Here is an 18,129-nt window from a genome sequence, read left to right as displayed (position 1 = left end):
GCCTCCTTAAAAGAGTCGGCGAAAAAAAGGCCCGGCCCTCGATGATGAGGGCCGAGCCGATTCTGTTTGCAAGAATGCAGCCAGCAGGGCTCAACCTTTGCGTGAACTGCCCTGCATGGCCAGTTTGATCAGCGGGATCAGACCTGCTCCGAGCCTCACCAGGCGTGTCAGGCTGCTGATACTCCCGCCCTTGGCGCCTTTGCCGGTGAAGAAACCCAGCAGGGTGACCGCAGCCACGCCCCACAGCGGCGCGTGCTTGATGCCCAGGCTGTCCTGCCAGTTCTGACCCATGCTGCGCACTTTGGTCAGCGGCGCCACCAGTTGCTGGGACTCGTGGCGGATCTCCTGGCGGTGCATTTCCATGCGCAGGCGGATCAATGCCTTGCGCATTTCCCGTCGTGAAGTGTTCTGTGGCATTTCAGTCAGGCTCATGGCAGCAGGCGCTCCCGATCATTGGCCAGCTCTTCGAGAGTGGCGTGGAACGGCGTGGACTCATCGAACACCGCCGCCTTCAAGCGCACCCCGCAGAACGCGGCCGCCAGGCTATAGAACACGCAGAGGCAGATGATCCCCGTGAGCCGGTAGCCGGTGTCCCACACCAAAATCATCACCAGTGTCGACAAACCCACCAGCAACAGCAGCGCGAACACCAACGCCAGGCCGGCAAACAGCAGCAGGCTGACCGTACGTGCCTTCTGTTCCTGCAACTCGATGCCAAACAGTTCGACATGGCTGTGCAGCAAGCCCAGCACGGCCGCGCCCAGACGTCTTGAAGTAGTGCCCGTAGACGAGCCGGTTTCGCCGATAGACATGGTTAGCGCCTTGTAGCCAGCAGGCCGATCAGAAAGCCCACGCCGGCGGCAATGCCCACCGACTGCCAAGGGTTGGCTTGCACGTAATCTTCGGTGGCGGTGACGGCTGCCTGGCCGCGTTCGCGCAGGGAATCTTCGGTCTGCTGCAGGGTTTCACGGGCCTTGAGCAGGCTGTCGTGGATCTTGGTGCGCAATTCGTCGGCTTGGTCGCCGGCCAGCACTTTGGTGTCGTCCAGCAGTTTTTCGGTGTCACTGACCAGGGTTTGAAAATCCGCCAGCAGTATTTCTTGAGCAGTTTTTGCAGTTTTTCTGGCCATGGTTATCTCCGTGATTGGCTGATCTGTGTGTCTGGGTCTGTGCGACTGTTTGCTACGTGTGTTTTCGAGTCACCGGTATCGGTGAAGGTTCAGTGCAATTGTCTGGTACAGCTTTTGCTTTGCCTTGGTGCGCACGCCTCGGGGCCTGCGCTGAATCTGGGCGGAATGAGGCAATGCCTTCAAAAACCTTACCCTAAATAACTGAAACTCGCGGAAAAACCCTGTCGGCAACGGCCTATTGAGTTGATCGCTGCGCTAAAGCGGTTCACGCCCTCTGAAGAGGGGTGGGGCCGCAGGTGCCAATTTAGTGCGTGCAACCCTGGCTTGAACCGCTTTGGTGCTTTTTGCCTTTAATGCAGGCCTGCCAACCTCCATGGAAAATTTGCAAAGTGCGGTGGACACCCTCGTCCACAGCTCCAATACCCTGTTCATCCTGATTGGCGCGGTCATGGTCCTGGCCATGCACGCCGGCTTCGCGTTCCTGGAAGTGGGCACGGTTCGCCAGAAAAACCAGGTCAACGCCTTGTCGAAGATCCTCAGCGACTTCGCCATCTCCACGCTGGCTTATTTCTTTATAGGCTATTGGATCTCCTACGGCGTGACCTTCATGCAACCGGCTGCGGTGATCAGTGCCGACCACGGCTATGGCCTGGTGAAGTTCTTCTTCCTGTTGACCTTTGCGGCGGCGATCCCGGCGATCATTTCCGGGGGCATTGCCGAGCGTGCACGTTTTGTTCCTCAACTGTGTGCCACCGCGTTGATCGTGGCGTTTATCTACCCGTTTTTTGAAGGCATGGTGTGGAACGGCAACTTCGGCCTGCAAGCCTGGCTGCTGGCGACGTTCGGCGCCAGCTTCCATGACTTCGCCGGTTCCGTGGTGGTGCACGCCATGGGCGGCTGGCTGGCGCTGGCGGCGGTGTTGCTGCTGGGCCCGCGTAACGGACGTTATCGCGAAGGCCGACTGGTGGCGTTCGCGCCGTCGAGTATTCCGTTTTTGGCCCTGGGTTCGTGGATACTGATTGTCGGCTGGTTCGGTTTCAACGTGATGAGCGCGCAAACCCTCAATGGCGTGAGTGGCCTGGTGGCGGTCAATTCGTTGATGGCGATGGTGGGTGGCACGGTCGCGGCGTTGATCATTGGGCGCAACGACCCGGGCTTCCTGCACAACGGTCCGTTGGCCGGGCTGGTGGCAATTTGTGCCGGTTCCGACCTGATGCACCCGGTGGGCGCGCTGGTCACTGGCGCAGTCGCGGGTGGGCTGTTCGTGTGGTGCTTTATTGCAGCCCAGGATCGCTGGAAGATCGACGACGTACTGGGTGTGTGGCCGCTGCACGGCCTGTGCGGCGTGTGGGGTGGCATCGCCTGCGGCATCTTCGGCCAGACCGCGCTGGGTGGACTGGGCGGCGTCAGCCTGATCAGCCAGTTGATCGGCACCGCCCTGGGTGTGGGGGTGGCGCTCGGCGGTGGCCTGTTGGTGTACGGTGTGATCAAACGCCTGCACGGGCTGCGCCTGAGCCAGGAAGAGGAGTACTACGGTGCGGACCTGTCGATCCATAAAATCGGTGCGGTCAGTCAGGATTGATCGGCGGTTCGGCCGATGGATTAAAACCGTGTAGCAGGCGGTAGCGGTTATGCCGCACTTCGTCCACCCGCGCCTGCACCTGTTGGTCCGGCAGGCCCAGCAGGATCAAGGCGTGGGAGGCGAGCATCAGGCTCGACTCCAACAGCTCGGGCACCACTTCGCTGGCGCCCGCTGCTTTCAGTTCAGCCAACTGGCTGTCATCGCGGGTGCGCACCAGGATCGGCACGTCAGGGTTGATCCGCCGCGCTTCCTTGAGCACCACCAACGCCACATCGCTGTTGTCCACCGCGATCACCACCAGTCGCGCGCGCTCCAGGCCCACCGCGCTGAGCAGAGCGCCGCGACGGCAATCCCCGTAATGCACGCTGCTGTCTTCAGTGGCAGCGTCCTGCACCCGCTCAGGGTCGTCGTCCAGTGCGATAAAGGCTTGCTGTTCGCGCCGCAGAAAGCGCCCGATGGATTGCCCGACGCGGCCATAGCCACAGATCACCGCATGCCCGCGCAGCTCGGCGTTGAGCGCGGTGATTTCGTCCAGTTGGACTTGCTGATTGGGCGTGCGGTGCAGGCGCAGGGCCAGACTCGGTGCAGCGCGCAATAACAGCGGCGTGAGCAACATCGAGCAGAAGGTCGCGGCGAGCAGCAGGCCGTTGAATTCGTCGGGGATCAAGCGGCTTTGCTGCATCTGCGCCATCAAGGCAAAACAGAATTCGCCGCCCTGGGCCAGGGCCAGGCCGCTGCGCCAGGCGGTTTCACTGTCGCTGCCGCGCAGCTTGACCAGCGCCGCCACCACGCAGCCCTTGACCAGCATCAAGGTGAGGGTCAGGCCAAGGATCAGCAGGCTGTGGCTGACAAACAGTTGCAGGTCGATGAGCATGCCGATGCTGACAAAAAACAGCCCCAGCAGGATGTCGCGAAAGGGCCGGATGTCCGCCTCGATCTGATGGCGATAATGACTTTCCCCCAGCAGCATGCCAGCCAGGAAGGCACCGAGGGCAGGGGACAAGCCCAGCAAATGCGTGAGCCACGCCGTGAGCAACACAATCACCAAGGCCAACAGCACAAACAGTTCGGCCGAGTGGGACGCCGCCACTTCATGGAACAACCGTGGCAACAACCAGCGGCTGGCTAACAGCAGGCCCACAAACAGCACCACGGTCTTGCCCAGGGTCAACGGCAATGCCCAATACCAGGCCTGCTCACCGGTGCCGGCAAACACCGGCACCAGGGTCAACAGCAACACGGCTACTACGTCCTGAAACAACAACACACCAATAGCGTTCTGCCCATGGCTGCTGAATATCTCGCCAAGACTGGTCAGCTCTTTGCTGACAATGGCCGTGGACGACAACGCCAGCCCCGCTCCCAACAGCAAGGCGATGCCCGGCGCCACGCCCAGGATCATCAACAGCACGCCCAGCAATACCCCGCAGCCCACCACTTGCAGGCTGCCCAAGCCAAACACCACACGGCGCAGGGCGAGCATCTTGGTCAGGGAAAACTCCAGCCCCAGGGAAAACAGCAGGAACACTACGCCGAGTTCGGCGAGGTCGGGCAGCTCTTCGCTGTCGTTCACCCAGTCCAGGGCGGTGGGCCCCACGGCCAGGCCCACGCACAGGTAGCCCAGCACGGGGGGCAATTGCAGCCGGCGAAACAGCGCAATCACTACCAGGGACGAGGCCAGGATGATCAACAGGTTGGCAAACACAGGCATCTCCATTGCAAGGGGGCAGGCAAAAAAGCCGTGAGAATCGCTGAATCAGTTATAGGCCATGGTGATCTGGGTCAGGGTTTATGGGGTGGGCGTGAGGCTGCAACCGGGCTTAGAATGTGTGCCTGTTTTCCGATCAGGTCCATTCATCATGCTTCCTGAATGCCAGTTGTTCGGCACCCTGGGTTGCCATCTTTGTGAGATCGCCGAAGCCGAAATCATGCCGCTCGTCGAACACGGGTTGCTGGTGGAGTTGGTGGATATTACCGACCCCGACGATCTGACCGAAGCCTACGGCCTGCGTATCCCGGTGCTTCGCCGGGCAGACACCGGTGCGGAACTGGATTGGCCTTTCGACACACAACAGGTCGTTGCCTTCCTTCGTTGAGTGTTATGCGATGGCAGGTTTCCAAATATTAAGTTACTGTATGTTTGTACAGCGATTGAATAGAGGGAACGCCCGTGGTGAATGTTGAACAACTGAAAAGCAGCGTCAATCGCATGTCCGCCGATGTCGTACGCGATGCGGTGAACGAGCTGCGCCTCGATGGCCTGGTCACGGAAGGCAAGACGCCCTTCAACAAAGTGCATTTCAACACCTGCTTCGCCGAGATCGAGGCGCTGTTCCAGCGCGCCGGTTACCACAAGCAACTGGATGTAGTGGGTTATCAGGGCCTGTTATACGCGCTCTATGATCCAGGCCGCTGGGAAGCAGTGGACGTGCTGCGTTGGCTCAAGGAGTTCACCGAGGCTGCCAGTGCTTCGCCGGTGCTGCGCGCGCAATTGGCCAAGGCCTGAACCCTGCGGGATAATGCCCGCCGGTTTTCCCAAGGCTTCGAGCATCTGCATGTCCACTTCCGCGTTTATCGCCTCCGAGCACCAAGCCAGCACCTTGTACCTGCCGCCGGGCCCTTGGGCGCTGGTGCTCGATTGCCTGTGTGAACACTTCCCGGCCATCAGCCGTGAACACTGGCTGGACCGCATCGCCCGCGGGCGGGTGCTGGACATCAACGGCAGCCCCATTGGCCAGGACCTGGCCTACAAGGAAGGCCTGTGCATCTATTATTTTCGTGAAGTGCCGAATGAAAAAGTGATCCCGGTGCAGGAGTCCATCCTGTATGCCGACGAGCACCTGGTCGTCGCCGACAAGCCACACTTTTTGCCCGTGACGCCCGCCGGGGAATACGTCGAGCAAACCCTGCTGCGCCGGTTGATCCGCCGTTTGGACAACCCTTCGCTGGTGCCGCTGCACCGTATCGACCGGCATACCGCAGGCCTGGTGCTGTTCTCGGCCAACCCGGCCAGCCGCGCGGCCTATCAGCAACTGTTTCCCACGCGAAAAATCGACAAGTTCTATGAAGCCATTGCCCCGGCTCTGCCAGGCCTGACCTTCCCCTTAGTGCACAAAAGCCGCCTGGTGGATGGCGAACCGTTTTTCCGCATGCAGGAAGGTCAGGGCGCCAGCAACACCGAAACGGCCGTGGAGGTACGCGAGAAACACGGTGATCTATGGCGCTATGGCTTGTTTCCCGTTACGGGCAAGAAGCACCAGCTGCGCGTGCACATGACCGCGCTGGGGGCGAGTATCTGCAATGACCCGTTCTACCCCGACGTGATCAAGGACGCCGTGGACGACTACGCCAACCCGCTCAAGCTGCTGGCCCAGGGTGTGCGTTTTATCGACCCAGTGACCGGGCACGAGCGCAGCTTTCGCAGCCAAATCACCCTCGACTGGTAACCGCCAGAAACGACAAGGCCCGCGCGAGGCGGGCCTTGGTAGTAAACGCTGAGGTTTACAAGTCTTTAACGGTGCGAACCTGATCCTTGTTGATGCGGGTCTGCTTGCCGTCCAATTGTTCGAACTCGTAGAAACCCGAGTCCTTGTCGAATTTAGGAGTGTCGACGGCCTGGATTTCGCGACCGTCATTCAGGGTGATCACTGTTGGCGAGGCGCAACCGGCAAGGGTAGCGAGGCCCAGTGCAAGCATGAGAGCGGCGATGGTCCGTTGAGTCATGAGTGTGTCTCCGAGAGAATACTTTTTTGAGTGCTGACCTTGTGACGTATAAGACGTCGGCAAAGTTCCTTGTCCGACGCTCATTCTGACACGCCAAACCCTGGGTGCAACAGCTCGGGTGTATTCAGGTTGGCCAGGCGTGGATCATCTGCCGGGCATTCAAGCCCGACGCCGCCCAGTTGCAGAAGCATCTTGCGCGGGCTGCGCTCACCCGCATCCCAGGCGCTTTCCACGGCGTCGCGCAGGTGGGTGGGGATGATGCAGATCAAGGGCTCCCAGAACTCGCCATGGCGCACCATCAGCGGCAGCAGCGGGTTGCGCTGCACCGTCTCACGCATCTGGGTCAGCAGGTGCACATCAATATTGGGCACATCGCACGGCAATACCAGCAGATGCCCATGATGCGCGGCAGTCAGTCCTGCACGGATGCCGGCCAATGGCCCGGGAAAGTCCGGGCTGTCATCGCTCACCAACTGGTCGGCGAACGGCGCGTAAAGCGCATGGTTGCGATTGCACGAGATGATCAGGTCATCGGTCAGCGGCCGCGCCAGGCGCTGCAGATGGGCAATCAGCGGCAGGCCGCGCCAGTGCAACAAGCCTTTGTCCTGGCCGCCCATACGCTGTCCACGCCCTCCGGCCAGTAGCAAAATCGAACAGGGCAGGGCTGAAGAATCTGAAGACATGACGGTTCCGCTGCGGCAGGTAAAGAGGGCCCTGTGATATAACATCGGGCTGTTCCTTCGACAACCGGACCGAGCCATGAAAGCCAAGGCTGATGCGCCCTTCGTACCCCTGAACATCGCTGTACTGACCGTCAGCGACACCCGCACCCTCGACACCGATACCTCGGGCCAGGTCTTCGTCGACCGCCTGACCGCTGCCGGCCACACCCTGGCCGAGCGTGTATTGCTCAAGGACGACCTCTACAAGATCCGCGCCCAGGTGGCCCACTGGATCGCCGAAGACATCGTGCAAGTGGTGCTGATCACCGGCGGCACCGGCTTCACCGGGCGCGACAGCACCCCCGAAGCCGTGAGCTGCCTGCTGGACAAACAGGTCGACGGTTTTGGCGAGCTGTTCCGCCAGATCTCCGTGGCCGATATCGGCACCTCCACTGTGCAGTCCCGCGCCCTGGCCGGCCTGGCCAATGGCACGTTGGTGTGCTGCCTGCCGGGTTCCACCAATGCCGTGCGCACCGGCTGGGATGGCATCCTCGCTGAACAGTTGGACAACCGCCATCGCCCGTGCAACTTCGTGCCGCACCTCAAGCAGGCCGAACCTTGTGAATCCCGTGGGTAAGCCCGGCAAGACCGGCGCCCTGATGCCGGTGGAACAGGCGCTGCAGCAACTGCTGGACATGGCCGACGCCGCGCCGATCCGCGAACAGCAGCGCCTGCCCCTGGCCGATTGCGATGGGCGGGTACTGGCCCAGGATCTGGTGTCCACCCTCGAACTGCCGCCCTGGCCCAACAGCGCCATGGACGGCTACGCCCTGCGCCTGGCGGACTGGAACGGCGAGCCGCTGGTGGTCAGCCAGCGCATCTTCGCTGGCCAGGCACCGCAACCCCTGGCTGCCGGCACCTGTGCGCGGATCTTCACCGGTGCCCCGGTGCCCGAAGGCGCAGACTGCGTCGAAATGCAGGAAAACGCCGTGGTCCACGCCGACGAGCGCGTGAGCTTTAGCGAGCCGTTGCAGCTGGACCAGAACATCCGCCCGCAAGGGCAGGAGACCACCGTCGGCGAGTTGGTGCTGACGGCCGGCACGCGCCTGGGCCCGGTCGAACTTGGCCTTGCCGCGTCCCTTGGGCATGACCGTCTTGACGTGGTGCGCCGCCCACGCGTGGCCGTGCTGTCCACCGGGGATGAGCTGATCGAACCTGGCTTGCCGCTCGGCCCGGGCCAGATCTACAACAGCAATCGCCGTGTGTTGTGCTCGTGGCTGACGCGTATGGGCTGCGAAGTGATCGACGCCGGCATCCTGCCCGACGATCTCGAAAAGACCCGCACACGCCTCGGCGGTCTGGCTGACGTTGACCTGATCCTGTCCACGGGCGGTGTGTCGGTGGGCGAGGCGGACTTCCTCGGCATCGCCCTGCGCGAAGAGGGAGAGCTGGCGCTGTGGAAACTGGCGATCAAACCCGGAAAACCGCTGACCTTCGGCCACTTTCGCGGTGTGCCGGTGATTGGCCTGCCGGGCAACCCGGCGTCGACCCTGGTGACCTTTGCCTTGCTGGCGCGGCCTTACCTGCTGCGCCGCCAAGGTGTGCAGGACGTGGCGCCGCTGCGCTTTGAAGTGCCGGTGGGCTTCGAATGGCCCAAACCGGGCAACCGCCGCGAATACCTGCGCGGTCGCATCGAGCAGGGCAAGGCGATCATCTACCGCAACCAGAGCTCCGGCGTGCTGCGCAGCGCGGCGTGGGCAGAAGGGTTTGTGGAGGTGTTGGAAGGCACGACGCTGACGGTGGGCGACCGGGTCAATTTCATCCCCCTGAGTGAAGTCCTCAACTGACAACAGAGATCTACTGTGGGAGCTGGCTTGCCTGCGATGGCGGTGCTTCAGTCATACATAAGGTGACTGACCCACCGCCATCGCAGGCAAGCCAGCTCCCACAGTTGGAATTGTGTATGCCTGTGAGAAGTCAGTAATCGTCCCCGCGCGCCGTCACATCGCGCTCCACCGGCCCTGCGTCCGGGTCATACCCCACCGGGAACTTGCCTTTCAACGTCCAGGCAAACGCGATGATCTCCGCCACCGTGCGGTATAACTCTTCCGGGATGCTGTCACCCAACTCCATGCGCGCCAGCAGCTTCACCAGCTCGGCGTTCTCATAGATCGGCACTTCATTTTCCCGCGCCAGTTTCAGGATCGCCTCGGCCAAGGCGTCGTCGCCCTTGGCCGTGAGAGTGGGGGCTTGCTGGCCGTCATACTTGAGGGCGATCGCCTGGCGCGGTGGGGTGGCGTTCTTCATGCGGTTTCATCCACCCAGCGTTGCTCCAAGCCAGTTCGCGGCCCACGTGGCGGCGTGCCGAGGTGGCAGTCCAGGTCGCCGACATTGATGCCCGAGGTCACCAGGCGTTCGCGCAGGCTGCCCAAATGGCTTTCGATCAGGCTGGCGGTAAACGGGCGGGACGCCCACAACTGGCTGGACAGCTTGCCTTGGGTCAGTTGTGCCTGAACCTGCAACGGCCCCAACGGCTCCATGTCGAAGGCCAGCTCCACACGCCAGAGCATCTGCTTGGGGTCCTTTTTGTCTTTGCGTTCGGGCTGGTCCTTGTCTGGCGCCGGCTCTTCGCGCTGGAACTTGACCTGCAACGGCACGATGTCCTGCAAGGTACGCATGGGGATTTCCAGTTGCCAGGTGGTCTGTAAGCGACCGTCGGCGGTGGTGCCGGTTTGTTCCAGGCTCGACAGTTGGTGGCTCTGCAGGCGCGAGATGGCCCCGGCGGCCAGGCGCAGCAGGTTTTCCAGGTCGCCTTCGCCTTCCAGCTTGGCCATCAGCCGCTCCGGCAACGGAAAGCCGGCCGGTGTCTGGCGGGCGCTGACCTGGCCCAGGGTGTTCAGCGGGTTGCGCACAAAGTTGGGCAGCACCTGGGCCAGGGTGTTGGCGGCGAGGATCGCATTCAGGTTGGTGCCGGTAGGCAGCGCGGGCAGCAGATCGGCGACCAGGCGCAGCAACGCGCCCTTCATGTCCAGCGGCGGGATTTGCGGGTTTTGCCCGGCCAGCAATTTGGCTTCGAGAAACGCGCCGCTGTTCTGGATTACTTGTGCCAGCACCTTCGGGTTGCTCACCTGCGACAGGTCGGGCAGCGCGGCGAGCAAGCGCGCGGCGGCCGCGCGCAGGTCGCTGGAGGTAGTGTCATCAGCGGGCAGGTTCTGCAAGGCGGTGAACACCACGTCCAGCGAACCCTGGCGGCTTTGCTGGGTGGCGAGTTGCTGCGCCACGGCCAGTTGGTCCTTGAGCCCGCTCAATGGCACGAAATTCAACGTTTGGGTGTCTTGCACCACAGCACTGAGCAAACTGCCCACCCGCAACGGCTGCGGGCTTTCCACGGTCAAGGTCGCACCGGCCAAGGCGTTGCTGAGTACGGTCACCAGCGAACGGTAGATCGCCGGTTGCGTGGTGCCCTGGGGCAGCATCTGGGTGGTCAGCACCTTGGCCTGCAACAGCGTGCCCACTGGCATTTGTGTGGTGTCGATGCGGGTGAGGGCGGCCACGTTGGCGCTCAAGGCTTGCTGCAAGGTGATGGTCAGGTTGCCCGTCGGCGTCTGGCTCACGGCCACGTTGCTGCCCAGCGGCAATGGCTGTGCGCTGCTGGCTTGCACCAGGGTCTGGCGGCCGCCTTCGAGGGTCAACTTGAGCAGCAGCTGAAACGCATCACCACCCTGTTTAAGCGCGAGTACCTCGGCGTTCACGGTTTTTCCGGGGTCGATCAAGCCGATCTGCGGTTCCAGCAGTTTCAGCAGCTCACCGGTCGGGGGCAGCGGGGCAGGCCCGGCCACGGGTGCTGGCGGCAGCGTAGGAAGGTTGATCTCACCGGTCATCGTGCGCGTCGTCTCGAAGGAAATTGCCCTCTTTAGAGTAGGGCATCGCATGTATAATGCCGCCCGTCTGCAAAGAGAGCGGTAAAAACCTCACAACTATTTGATCCAGCTCTCTAAAATCGGTCGCCAAAGCCGTTATTGTGCATTTCTCTTTAACGGCCGCTGCACCGCCGACTTGAACCGTAAAGGCCCGCGATCTTTTGACCAGCCCTCTTCTTGAAGCCGTAGCGCTTTCCTGTGAACGCGACCTGCGCCTGTTGTTCGAGCACCTCGAACTGCGGCTGACGGGCGGTGACATGGTGCAGGTCAGCGGCCCCAACGGCAGCGGCAAGACCAGCTTGCTACGCCTGCTGGCGGGGTTGATGCAGCCGACGGCCGGCGAAGTGCGGCTCAACGGCAAGCCCCTCAACGAACAACGCACGCAATTGGCCCGCAACCTCGTCTGGATCGGCCACGCCGCCGGTATCAAGGACGTGCTCACCGCCGAAGAAAACCTCAGCTGGCTCAGCGCCCTGCATCATCCCGCGTCCCGCGAGGCCATCTGGCTAGCCCTGGCTGCTGTCGGCCTCAAGGGCTTCGAGGATGTTCCCTGTCACACGTTGTCCGCCGGCCAACAGCGACGCGTGGCCCTGGCGCGTTTGTACCTGCCGGGCCCGCCGCTGTGGATTCTCGACGAGCCTTTCACCGCCCTGGATAAGCAAGGCGTCGCCCAGCTCGAAGAACACCTGGCCCAGCATTGCGAAAGGGGCGGACTGGTGCTGCTCACCACCCATCACACCCTCAATCGCACGCCTGCCGGTTACCGTGACCTGGACCTGGGAAGGTGGTCGGCATGAGTGTATTCGCCCTGTTGGTTGCCCGCGAAGCGCGGCTGTTGTGCCGTCGCCCGGCTGAGTTGGCCAACCCATTGGTGTTCTTCGCGATTGTCATCGCGCTGTTCCCGCTGGCGGTCGGCCCAGAGACTAAACTGTTGCAAACCTTGTCCCCGGGGCTGGTGTGGGTGGCGGCGCTTTTATCGGTCCTGCTCTCGCTGGACGGGCTGTTTCGCAGTGATTTCGAAGACGGCTCCCTCGAACAGTGGGTCCTTTCGTCGCACCCCTTGCCACTTCTGGTGCTGGCCAAGGTGCTGGCACACTGGGTTTTTTCCGGCTTGGCGCTAGTCTTGCTTTCGCCACTGTTGGCGATGATGCTGGGCTTGCCCGTCGAATGCTTGCCGGTGTTGCTTCTATCCTTGTTGCTCGGTACGCCGGTGCTCAGCCTGTTGGGGGCGGTGGGCGCAGCGTTGACCGTCGGTTTGAAGCGGGGCGGCCTGTTACTGGCCCTGCTGATTCTGCCTTTGTATATCCCGGTGTTGATCCTGGGCAGCGGCGCCTTGCAAGCCGCGCTCATGGGCATGCCGGCGACCGGTTACCTCCTGTGGCTTGGTAGCCTGACCGCCCTGGCGGTAACCCTGACACCCTTTGCTATAGCGGCCGGCCTGAAGATCAGCGTCGGCGAATAATGAGGTCTGACCAAGCGTTATGTCTTAGTCAGTAAAGACCCTGAGCCTCCTGCATAGACAGGAAGCCACCGTGATGGAAACAGCAATGAACTGGACCTGGTTTCACAAGCTCGGCTCGCCCAAATGGTTTTATGGCATCAGCGGCAAGCTGCTGCCGTGGCTGAGCATCGCTGCCGCCGTGTTGATTGGCATCGGCCTGGTCTGGGGCCTGGCCTTCGCGCCACCGGACTACCAGCAAGGCAATAGCTTTCGCATCATCTATATCCACGTTCCCGCCGCGATGCTGGCCCAGTCCTGCTACGTGATGCTGGCCGTGTGCGGCATCGTCGGCCTGGTGTGGAAGATGAAACTCGCCGACGTGGCCCTGCAATGCGCCGCGCCCATTGGTGCCTGGATGACCGCCGTGGCGCTGGTCACCGGTGCAATCTGGGGCAAACCCACCTGGGGTTCGTGGTGGGTGTGGGATGCGCGACTCACCTCCATGTTGATCCTGCTGTTCCTGTACTTCGGCCTGATTGCCCTGGGCAACGCCATCAGCAATCGCGACAGCGCCGCCAAGGCCTGCGCCGTGCTGGCCATCGTCGGCGTGATCAACATCCCGATCATCAAGTACTCGGTGGAGTGGTGGAACACCCTGCACCAGGGCGCCACCTTCACCCTCACCGAAAAACCGGCCATGCCCGTGGAAATGTGGGCGCCGTTGCTGCTGATGGTGCTGGGGTTCTACTGCTTCTTCGGCGCCGTGCTGCTGATGCGCATGCGCCTTGAAGTGCTCAAGCGTGAAGCCCGCGCCAGTTGGGTCAAGGCCGAAGTGCAAACCTGCCTGGGAGCCCGTGGATGAGCTTTGCGTCTTTCAGTGATTTTCTCGCCATGGGCCATCACGGCCTGTATGTCTGGACGGCCTATGGCATCTGCCTGACGGTGCTGGCCCTCAACGTGGCCGCGCCGATCCTGGCCCGCAAGCGTTACTTGCAACAAGAGGCGCGTCGTCTGCGCCGGGAGACCGAAAAGTGAATCCGCTGCGTAGAAAGCGTCTGTTGATCATCCTTGCCATCCTGGCCGGCGTCGGCATTGCCGTGGCCCTGGCCTTGAGCGCCCTGCAGCAGAACATCAACCTGTTCTACACCCCTACCCAGATCGCCAATGGCGAAGCCCCACTGGACACCCGCATCCGCGCCGGCGGCATGGTGGAGAAGGGCTCGCTCAAACGCTCCAGCGACTCCCTCGACGTGACCTTCGTGGTTACCGATTTCAACAAGGCCGTGACCATCACCTACCGCGGCATCCTCCCGGACCTGTTCCGCGAAGGCCAGGGCATCGTCGCCCTGGGCAAACTCAACGCCGACGGCGTGGTGGTGGCCGATGAAGTGCTGGCCAAGCACGACGAAAAATACATGCCGCCTGAAGTGACCAAGGCCCTCAAAGACAGCGGCCAATCCGCACCAACGCCAGCCAAGGAGGGCTAAGCCATGACGTCCGCATTGTTTATTCCAGAACTCGGCCAGTTGGCGATGATCCTCGCCCTGTGCTTTGCCATTGTGCAGGCCGTGGTGCCGTTGCTCGGCGCCTGGCGCGGTGACCGCCTGTGGATGAGCCTGGCGCAACCGGCTGCCTGGGGCCAGTTTGCGTTCCTGTTGTTCGCCTTCGGCTGCCTCACCTACGCCTTCATGACCGACGACTTTTCCGTCGCCTATGTAGCCAATAACTCCAACAGCGCCTTGCCCTGGTACTACAAGTTCAGCGCCGTGTGGGGTGCCCACGAAGGTTCGTTGCTGCTGTGGGCGTTGATCCTCGGCGGCTGGACCTTCGCCGTGTCGGTGTTCTCGCGCCAACTGCCGCAAGTGATGCTGGCGCGGGTGCTGGCGGTGATGGGCATGATCAGCATCGGTTTCCTGCTGTTCCTGATCATGACCTCCAACCCGTTCAGCCGCATCCTGCCGCAGATCCCGGCGGACGGGCACGACCTCAACCCGTTGCTGCAAGACATCGGCCTGATCGTGCACCCGCCGATGCTCTACATGGGCTACGTCGGTTTCTCCGTGGCCTTTGCCTTCGCCATCGCCGCGTTGCTCGGCGGGCGTCTTGACGCTGCCTGGGCGCGCTGGTCGCGACCGTGGACCATTGTCGCCTGGGCGTTCCTCGGCATTGGTATCACCTTGGGCTCGTGGTGGGCCTACTACGAACTCGGCTGGGGCGGCTGGTGGTTCTGGGACCCGGTGGAAAATGCCTCCTTCATGCCCTGGCTGGTGGGCACGGCGCTGATTCACTCGCTGGCCGTCACCGAAAAACGCGGTGTGTTCAAGAGCTGGACCGTGTTGCTGGCGATTGCGGCATTTTCCCTCAGCTTGCTCGGTACCTTCCTCGTGCGTTCGGGTGTATTGACGTCGGTGCACGCGTTCGCGTCCGACCCGGAGCGCGGCATCTTCATCCTGATCTTCCTGCTGTTTGTGGTCGGCGGCTCACTCACCCTGTTCGCCCTGCGTGCGCCAGTGGTCAAGAGCCAGGTCGGCTTCAACCTGTGGTCGCGGGAAACCCTGCTGCTGGGCAATAACCTGGTGCTGGTGGTGGCCGCGTCGATGATCCTGCTCGGCACCCTGTACCCGTTGGTGCTGGATGCCTTGAGCGGCGCCAAGCTGTCCGTCGGCCCGCCGTACTTCAACGCGTTGTTTATCCCGCTGATGGGCCTGTTGATGGTGGTGATGGCAGTCGGCGTGCTGGTGCGCTGGAAAGACACCCCGGTGAAATGGCTGGCAGGCATGCTCATGCCCGTGCTGCTGGGCAGCGTGGCCCTGGCGGTGATCGCCGGTGTGGCTTACGGCGACTTCAACTGGGCGGTGCTCGCTACCTTCCTGCTGGCGGCGTGGGTGTTACTGGCTGGCGTGCGCGACATCCTCGACAAGACCCGTCACAAAGGCCTGATCAAAGGCTTGCCTGGCTTGACCCGCAGCTATTGGGGCATGCAGGTCGCCCACATCGGCATCGCCGTGTGCGCCCTGGGCGTGGTGCTGTCCAGCCAGAACAGCGCCGAGCGCGACCTGCGTCTGGCGCCGGGCGAGTCCATGGACCTGGCCGGTTACCACTTCATCTTCGAAGGCGCCAAGCACTTCGAAGGCCCGAACTTCACCTCCGACAAAGGCACCGTGCGCGTCGTGCGCAACGGCAAGGAAGTGGCGGTGCTGCACCCGGAAAAACGCCTGTACACCGTGCAGAGTTCGATGATGACCGAGGCCGGTATCGACGCCGGGTTTACCCGTGACCTCTATGTGGCACTGGGCGAACCCCTGGGCGACGGCGCCTGGGCCGTGCGCGTGCATGTGAAGCCGTTTGTGCGCTGGATCTGGTTCGGTGGTTTGCTCACCGGTTTCGGCGGTTTGCTCGCCGCGCTGGACCGGCGTTATCGGGTCAAGGTCAAGAGCCGGGTGCGTGAAGCCCTCGGCCTGCAGGGAGCGGCGGTATGAAGCGTTGGTTGATGGTTGTGCCGCTGGCGATGTTTCTGGTGGTGGCGGTGTTCCTGTATCGCGGGCTGTACCTGGACCCGGCCGAGTTGCCTTCGGCGATGATCGGCAAACCCTTCCCGGCCTTCAGCCTGCCAACGGTGCAGGGCGACAAGACCCTGACCCAGGCCGACCTGCTGGGCAAACCGGCGCTGGTCAACGTGTGGGGCACCTGGTGTATCTCCTGCCGCGTCGAACACCCGGTGCTGAACAAGCTGGCCGAGAAGGGCGTGGTGATCTACGGCATCAACTACAAGGACGACAACGCTGCCGCGTTGAAGTGGCTGGCCGAATTCCATAACCCGTACCAACTGGATATCCGCGATGAAGACGGCAACCTCGGCTTGAACCTCGGCGTGTACGGCGCCCCGGAAACCTTCTTCATTGATGCCAAGGGGGTGATCCGCGACAAGTACGTGGGCGTGATCGACGAAGTGGTGTGGCGCGAGCAACTGGCCGCCAAGTACCAGGCCCTGGTCGATGAGGCCAAGCCATGAAGCGTCTGTTAGCCGCTGCCGTGCTGGCGCTGGGTTTGGCGGGCGTGGCCCACGCCGCCATCGACACCTACGAATTCGCCAACGATGCCGAGCGTGAGCGTTTCCGTGACCTGACCAAGGAACTGCGCTGCCCCAAGTGCCAGAACCAGGACATCGCCGACTCCAACGCGCCGATCGCCGCCGACTTGCGCAAAGAGATCTTCCGCATGCTGGGGGAGGGCAAGGACAACCAGCAGATCATCGACTTCATGGTCGACCGCTACGGTGATTTCGTGCGCTATAAACCGGCCCTCACCGGCAAGACCGCGTTGCTCTGGTTCGGCCCCGCCGGGTTGTTGCTGGCCGGTGTGGTGGTGATGGCCGTGATCGTGCGCCGCCGCCGCACCGCGCCGACTGATGGTTCCGACGCGCTCTCCCTCGATGAACGCAAACGCCTCGACCAATTGCTGGACACCAAGACTGATGATTGATTTTTGGCTTGCAGCAGGGTTGCTGCTCCTGATTGCCCTGAGTTTCCTGTTGATCCCTGTATTGCGCGACCGCCGCGCCCAACGTGAAGAGGACCGCACCGCGCTGAACGTGGCGCTGTACCAGGAACGTGTGGCCGAGTTGCAAGTGCAGCAGGACGAAGGCGTGCTCAACGCCGCGCAACTCGACACCGGCCGCGCCGAAGCCGCCCGCGAACTGTTGGCCGACACCGAAGGCGTGGAAAAACCCCGCGAGTCGCGCTTGGGCAAACCGTTGCCACTGTTGGCGGCGTTTCTGGTGCCGGTGCTTGGCGTTGCGCTGTACCTGCATTACGGGGCGAGCGACAAGGTCGAGCTGACCCGCGAATTCTCCCAGCCGCCGGTGTCCATGCAAGACATGACCCAGCGCCTGGAGCGCGCCGCCGCGGCCCAGCCGGACTCGGCCGAGGGCTTGTACTTCCTCGGTCGCGCCTACATGGCCCAGGACCGTTCCGCCGATGCCGCCAAAGTCTTCGAGCGCACCGTGGCCCTGGCCGGTCGACAGCCGGAACTGCTCGGCCAGTGGGCCCAGGCCCAGTACTTTGCCGACAACAAACAGTGGTCGCCCAAGGTTCAGGCGCTGACCGACGAAGCGTTGAAGCTGGACCCGAAAGAAGTCACCAGCCTGGGTCTGTTGGGCATTGCGGCCTTTGAGGGGCAGCGTTACCAGGAAGCCATCGACTACTGGAACCGCCTGCTGGCCCAACTGCCACCGGAGGACAATTCCCGCGCAGCGCTGCAAGGCGGTATCGACCGGGCTGCCGAAAAGCTCAAGGAAAGCGGCGGCACCGTCGCTCAAAAAGCGCTGATGAAAGTGCGTGTGGATTTATCCGCCGACGTGAAGGCCAAGGCCCTGCCCACCGACAGCGTGTTTATCTTCGCCCGCGCCGTCAGTGGCCCGCCTGCGCCATTGGCGGCCAAACGCGTCACCGTCGCCGAACTGCCGATCACCGTCGAACTGGGCGATGCCGACGCGATGATGCCGCAGTTGAAACTGTCGAACTTCCCCGAAGTCCAACTGGTTGCACGCCTATCCCGGGCAGGTCTTCCGACCGCTGGCGAGTGGATCGGCCGCAGTCAACCCTTGGCCAGCAGCACCACTGCGTTGCAGCAGCTGACCATCGACAGTCCGGATCAGTAATTTCGAGGAAACG

Annotated in this window: 23 protein-coding genes; 15 read left to right on the top strand and 8 right to left on the bottom strand. The window is 62.5% G+C overall.

The genetic code is table 11. The features are described 5' to 3' along the window. Window positions 1-90: 90 nt before the first annotated feature. Genes AC07OV_RS21000 through AC07OV_RS20990 form a run of 3 tightly spaced genes read right to left on the bottom strand, consistent with a single transcriptional unit; the run spans window position 91 to window position 1,129 of the window. On the bottom strand, window positions 91-432 hold the full coding sequence (locus AC07OV_RS21000) for a hypothetical protein (RefSeq protein ID WP_176998229.1): 342 nt from the start codon (window positions 430-432) through the stop codon (window positions 91-93). After that, window positions 429-812, bottom strand: coding sequence for a phage holin family protein (locus AC07OV_RS20995; protein ID WP_012723020.1), 384 nt, complete (start codon window positions 810-812; stop codon window positions 429-431). The genes AC07OV_RS21000 and AC07OV_RS20995 overlap by 4 nt, the downstream gene beginning before the upstream one ends. 2 nt (window positions 813-814) lie before the next feature. Beyond that, window positions 815-1,129 carry an ElaB/YgaM/YqjD family protein gene (locus AC07OV_RS20990; RefSeq protein ID WP_494998426.1) on the bottom strand — a complete coding sequence of 105 codons (315 nt, stop codon included), beginning with the start codon at window positions 1,127-1,129 and terminating at the stop codon, window positions 815-817. 373 nt (window positions 1,130-1,502) lie between these two features. Between AC07OV_RS20990 and AC07OV_RS20985 the strand changes: the two genes are divergently transcribed. Beyond that, window positions 1,503-2,711, top strand: coding sequence for an ammonium transporter (locus tag AC07OV_RS20985; protein WP_495092897.1), 1,209 nt, complete (start codon window positions 1,503-1,505; stop codon window positions 2,709-2,711). Here AC07OV_RS20985 and AC07OV_RS20980 read toward each other — a convergent pair. Next, window positions 2,698-4,422, bottom strand: a complete 1,725-nt coding sequence (locus AC07OV_RS20980; RefSeq protein WP_495092896.1) for a cation:proton antiporter — start codon at window positions 4,420-4,422, stop codon at window positions 2,698-2,700. The genes AC07OV_RS20985 and AC07OV_RS20980 overlap by 14 nt on opposite strands. A 148-nt stretch (window positions 4,423-4,570) precedes the next feature. On the opposite strand from AC07OV_RS20980, the gene AC07OV_RS20975 reads away from it, so the two are divergent. The 3 genes from AC07OV_RS20975 (at window position 4,571) to AC07OV_RS20965 (ending at window position 6,157) form a co-directional block, all read left to right on the top strand. Further along, a complete protein-coding gene (locus AC07OV_RS20975) occupies window positions 4,571-4,807 on the top strand; it encodes a glutaredoxin family protein (protein WP_176998225.1) in 237 nt (78 codons plus the stop codon). Between the two features lie 74 nt (window positions 4,808-4,881). After that, window positions 4,882-5,217 carry a hypothetical protein gene (locus tag AC07OV_RS20970; RefSeq protein WP_003189932.1) on the top strand — a complete coding sequence of 112 codons (336 nt, stop codon included), beginning with the start codon at window positions 4,882-4,884 and terminating at the stop codon, window positions 5,215-5,217. Window positions 5,218-5,266: 49 nt separating this feature from the next. Continuing rightward, window positions 5,267-6,157 carry a pseudouridine synthase gene (locus AC07OV_RS20965; RefSeq protein WP_495092895.1) on the top strand — a complete coding sequence of 297 codons (891 nt, stop codon included), beginning with the start codon at window positions 5,267-5,269 and terminating at the stop codon, window positions 6,155-6,157. A 55-nt stretch (window positions 6,158-6,212) separates the two neighbouring features. Here AC07OV_RS20965 and AC07OV_RS20960 read toward each other — a convergent pair whose 3' ends face one another. Together AC07OV_RS20960 and mobA are read right to left on the bottom strand one after the other, a co-directional pair. Next, window positions 6,213-6,434 (bottom strand): YgdI/YgdR family lipoprotein, encoded by a 222-nt coding sequence (locus AC07OV_RS20960; RefSeq protein ID WP_016978480.1) that lies wholly within the window; start codon window positions 6,432-6,434, stop codon window positions 6,213-6,215. A gap of 80 nt (window positions 6,435-6,514) precedes the next feature. Continuing rightward, the gene (gene mobA / locus AC07OV_RS20955) at window positions 6,515-7,117 is read right to left on the bottom strand and encodes a molybdenum cofactor guanylyltransferase MobA (protein WP_495092894.1); all 603 of its coding nucleotides are present in this window, start codon (window positions 7,115-7,117) and stop codon (window positions 6,515-6,517) included. Window positions 7,118-7,193: 76 nt separating this feature from the next. On the opposite strand from mobA, the gene moaB reads away from it, so the two are divergent. Together moaB and AC07OV_RS20945 are read left to right on the top strand one after the other, a co-directional pair. Further along, window positions 7,194-7,733, top strand: coding sequence for a molybdenum cofactor biosynthesis protein B (moaB, locus tag AC07OV_RS20950; RefSeq protein ID WP_494998420.1), 540 nt, complete (start codon window positions 7,194-7,196; stop codon window positions 7,731-7,733). Continuing rightward, a complete protein-coding gene (locus tag AC07OV_RS20945; RefSeq protein WP_495092893.1) occupies window positions 7,717-8,943 on the top strand; it encodes a molybdopterin molybdotransferase MoeA in 1,227 nt (408 codons plus the stop codon). Before moaB ends, AC07OV_RS20945 begins: the two co-directional genes overlap by 17 nt. A 130-nt stretch (window positions 8,944-9,073) precedes the next feature. On the opposite strand, the gene AC07OV_RS20940 is transcribed toward AC07OV_RS20945, so the two are convergent. After that, the gene (locus AC07OV_RS20940) at window positions 9,074-9,403 is read right to left on the bottom strand and encodes an EscU/YscU/HrcU family type III secretion system export apparatus switch protein (protein WP_176998220.1); all 330 of its coding nucleotides are present in this window, start codon (window positions 9,401-9,403) and stop codon (window positions 9,074-9,076) included. Further along, window positions 9,400-10,977 (bottom strand): flagellar hook-length control protein FliK, encoded by a 1,578-nt coding sequence (gene fliK, locus AC07OV_RS20935; protein ID WP_495092892.1) that lies wholly within the window; start codon window positions 10,975-10,977, stop codon window positions 9,400-9,402. Before fliK ends, AC07OV_RS20940 begins: the two co-directional genes overlap by 4 nt. Before the next feature lie 200 nt (window positions 10,978-11,177). Here fliK and ccmA point away from each other — a divergent pair, with 200 nt between their 5' ends. The 9 genes from ccmA (at window position 11,178) to ccmI (ending at window position 18,116) form a co-directional block, all read left to right on the top strand. Beyond that, window positions 11,178-11,813, top strand: coding sequence for a cytochrome c biogenesis heme-transporting ATPase CcmA (gene ccmA, locus AC07OV_RS20930; RefSeq protein ID WP_495092891.1), 636 nt, complete (start codon window positions 11,178-11,180; stop codon window positions 11,811-11,813). After that, window positions 11,810-12,478, top strand: coding sequence for a heme exporter protein CcmB (gene ccmB / locus AC07OV_RS20925; protein WP_014717701.1), 669 nt, complete (start codon window positions 11,810-11,812; stop codon window positions 12,476-12,478). Before ccmA ends, ccmB begins: the two co-directional genes overlap by 4 nt. 85 nt (window positions 12,479-12,563) lie before the next feature. After that, complete coding sequence (locus tag AC07OV_RS20920; protein WP_176998217.1) at window positions 12,564-13,319, top strand: heme ABC transporter permease; 756 nt, start codon at window positions 12,564-12,566, stop codon at window positions 13,317-13,319. Further along, window positions 13,316-13,492 carry a heme exporter protein CcmD gene (gene ccmD / locus AC07OV_RS20915; protein WP_176998216.1) on the top strand — a complete coding sequence of 59 codons (177 nt, stop codon included), beginning with the start codon at window positions 13,316-13,318 and terminating at the stop codon, window positions 13,490-13,492. Before AC07OV_RS20920 ends, ccmD begins: the two co-directional genes overlap by 4 nt. Then, entirely contained in the window at window positions 13,489-13,944 is a 456-nt protein-coding gene (gene ccmE / locus AC07OV_RS20910) for a cytochrome c maturation protein CcmE (RefSeq protein ID WP_010565024.1), read from the top strand. Before ccmD ends, ccmE begins: the two co-directional genes overlap by 4 nt. 3 nt (window positions 13,945-13,947) lie before the next feature. Then, entirely contained in the window at window positions 13,948-15,936 is a 1,989-nt protein-coding gene (locus tag AC07OV_RS20905; RefSeq protein WP_495092890.1) for a heme lyase CcmF/NrfE family subunit, read from the top strand. Beyond that, on the top strand, window positions 15,933-16,469 hold the full coding sequence (locus tag AC07OV_RS20900) for a DsbE family thiol:disulfide interchange protein (RefSeq protein WP_016978490.1): 537 nt from the start codon (window positions 15,933-15,935) through the stop codon (window positions 16,467-16,469). The genes AC07OV_RS20905 and AC07OV_RS20900 overlap by 4 nt, the downstream gene beginning before the upstream one ends. Then, window positions 16,466-16,939: a cytochrome c-type biogenesis protein gene (locus tag AC07OV_RS20895; RefSeq protein WP_495092889.1), complete on the top strand. Its 474-nt coding sequence runs from the start codon at window positions 16,466-16,468 to the stop codon at window positions 16,937-16,939. The genes AC07OV_RS20900 and AC07OV_RS20895 overlap by 4 nt, the downstream gene beginning before the upstream one ends. Then, window positions 16,932-18,116, top strand: a complete 1,185-nt coding sequence (gene ccmI / locus AC07OV_RS20890; protein ID WP_176998213.1) for a c-type cytochrome biogenesis protein CcmI — start codon at window positions 16,932-16,934, stop codon at window positions 18,114-18,116. The genes AC07OV_RS20895 and ccmI overlap by 8 nt, the downstream gene beginning before the upstream one ends. Window positions 18,117-18,129 lie beyond the last annotated feature (13 nt).

The organism is Pseudomonas sp. GW821-FHT09A09 (genome assembly GCF_059418405.1).
The sequence above is the reverse complement of the archived record's forward strand: the minus strand, read 5'-3'. Positions and strand labels throughout refer to the sequence as shown.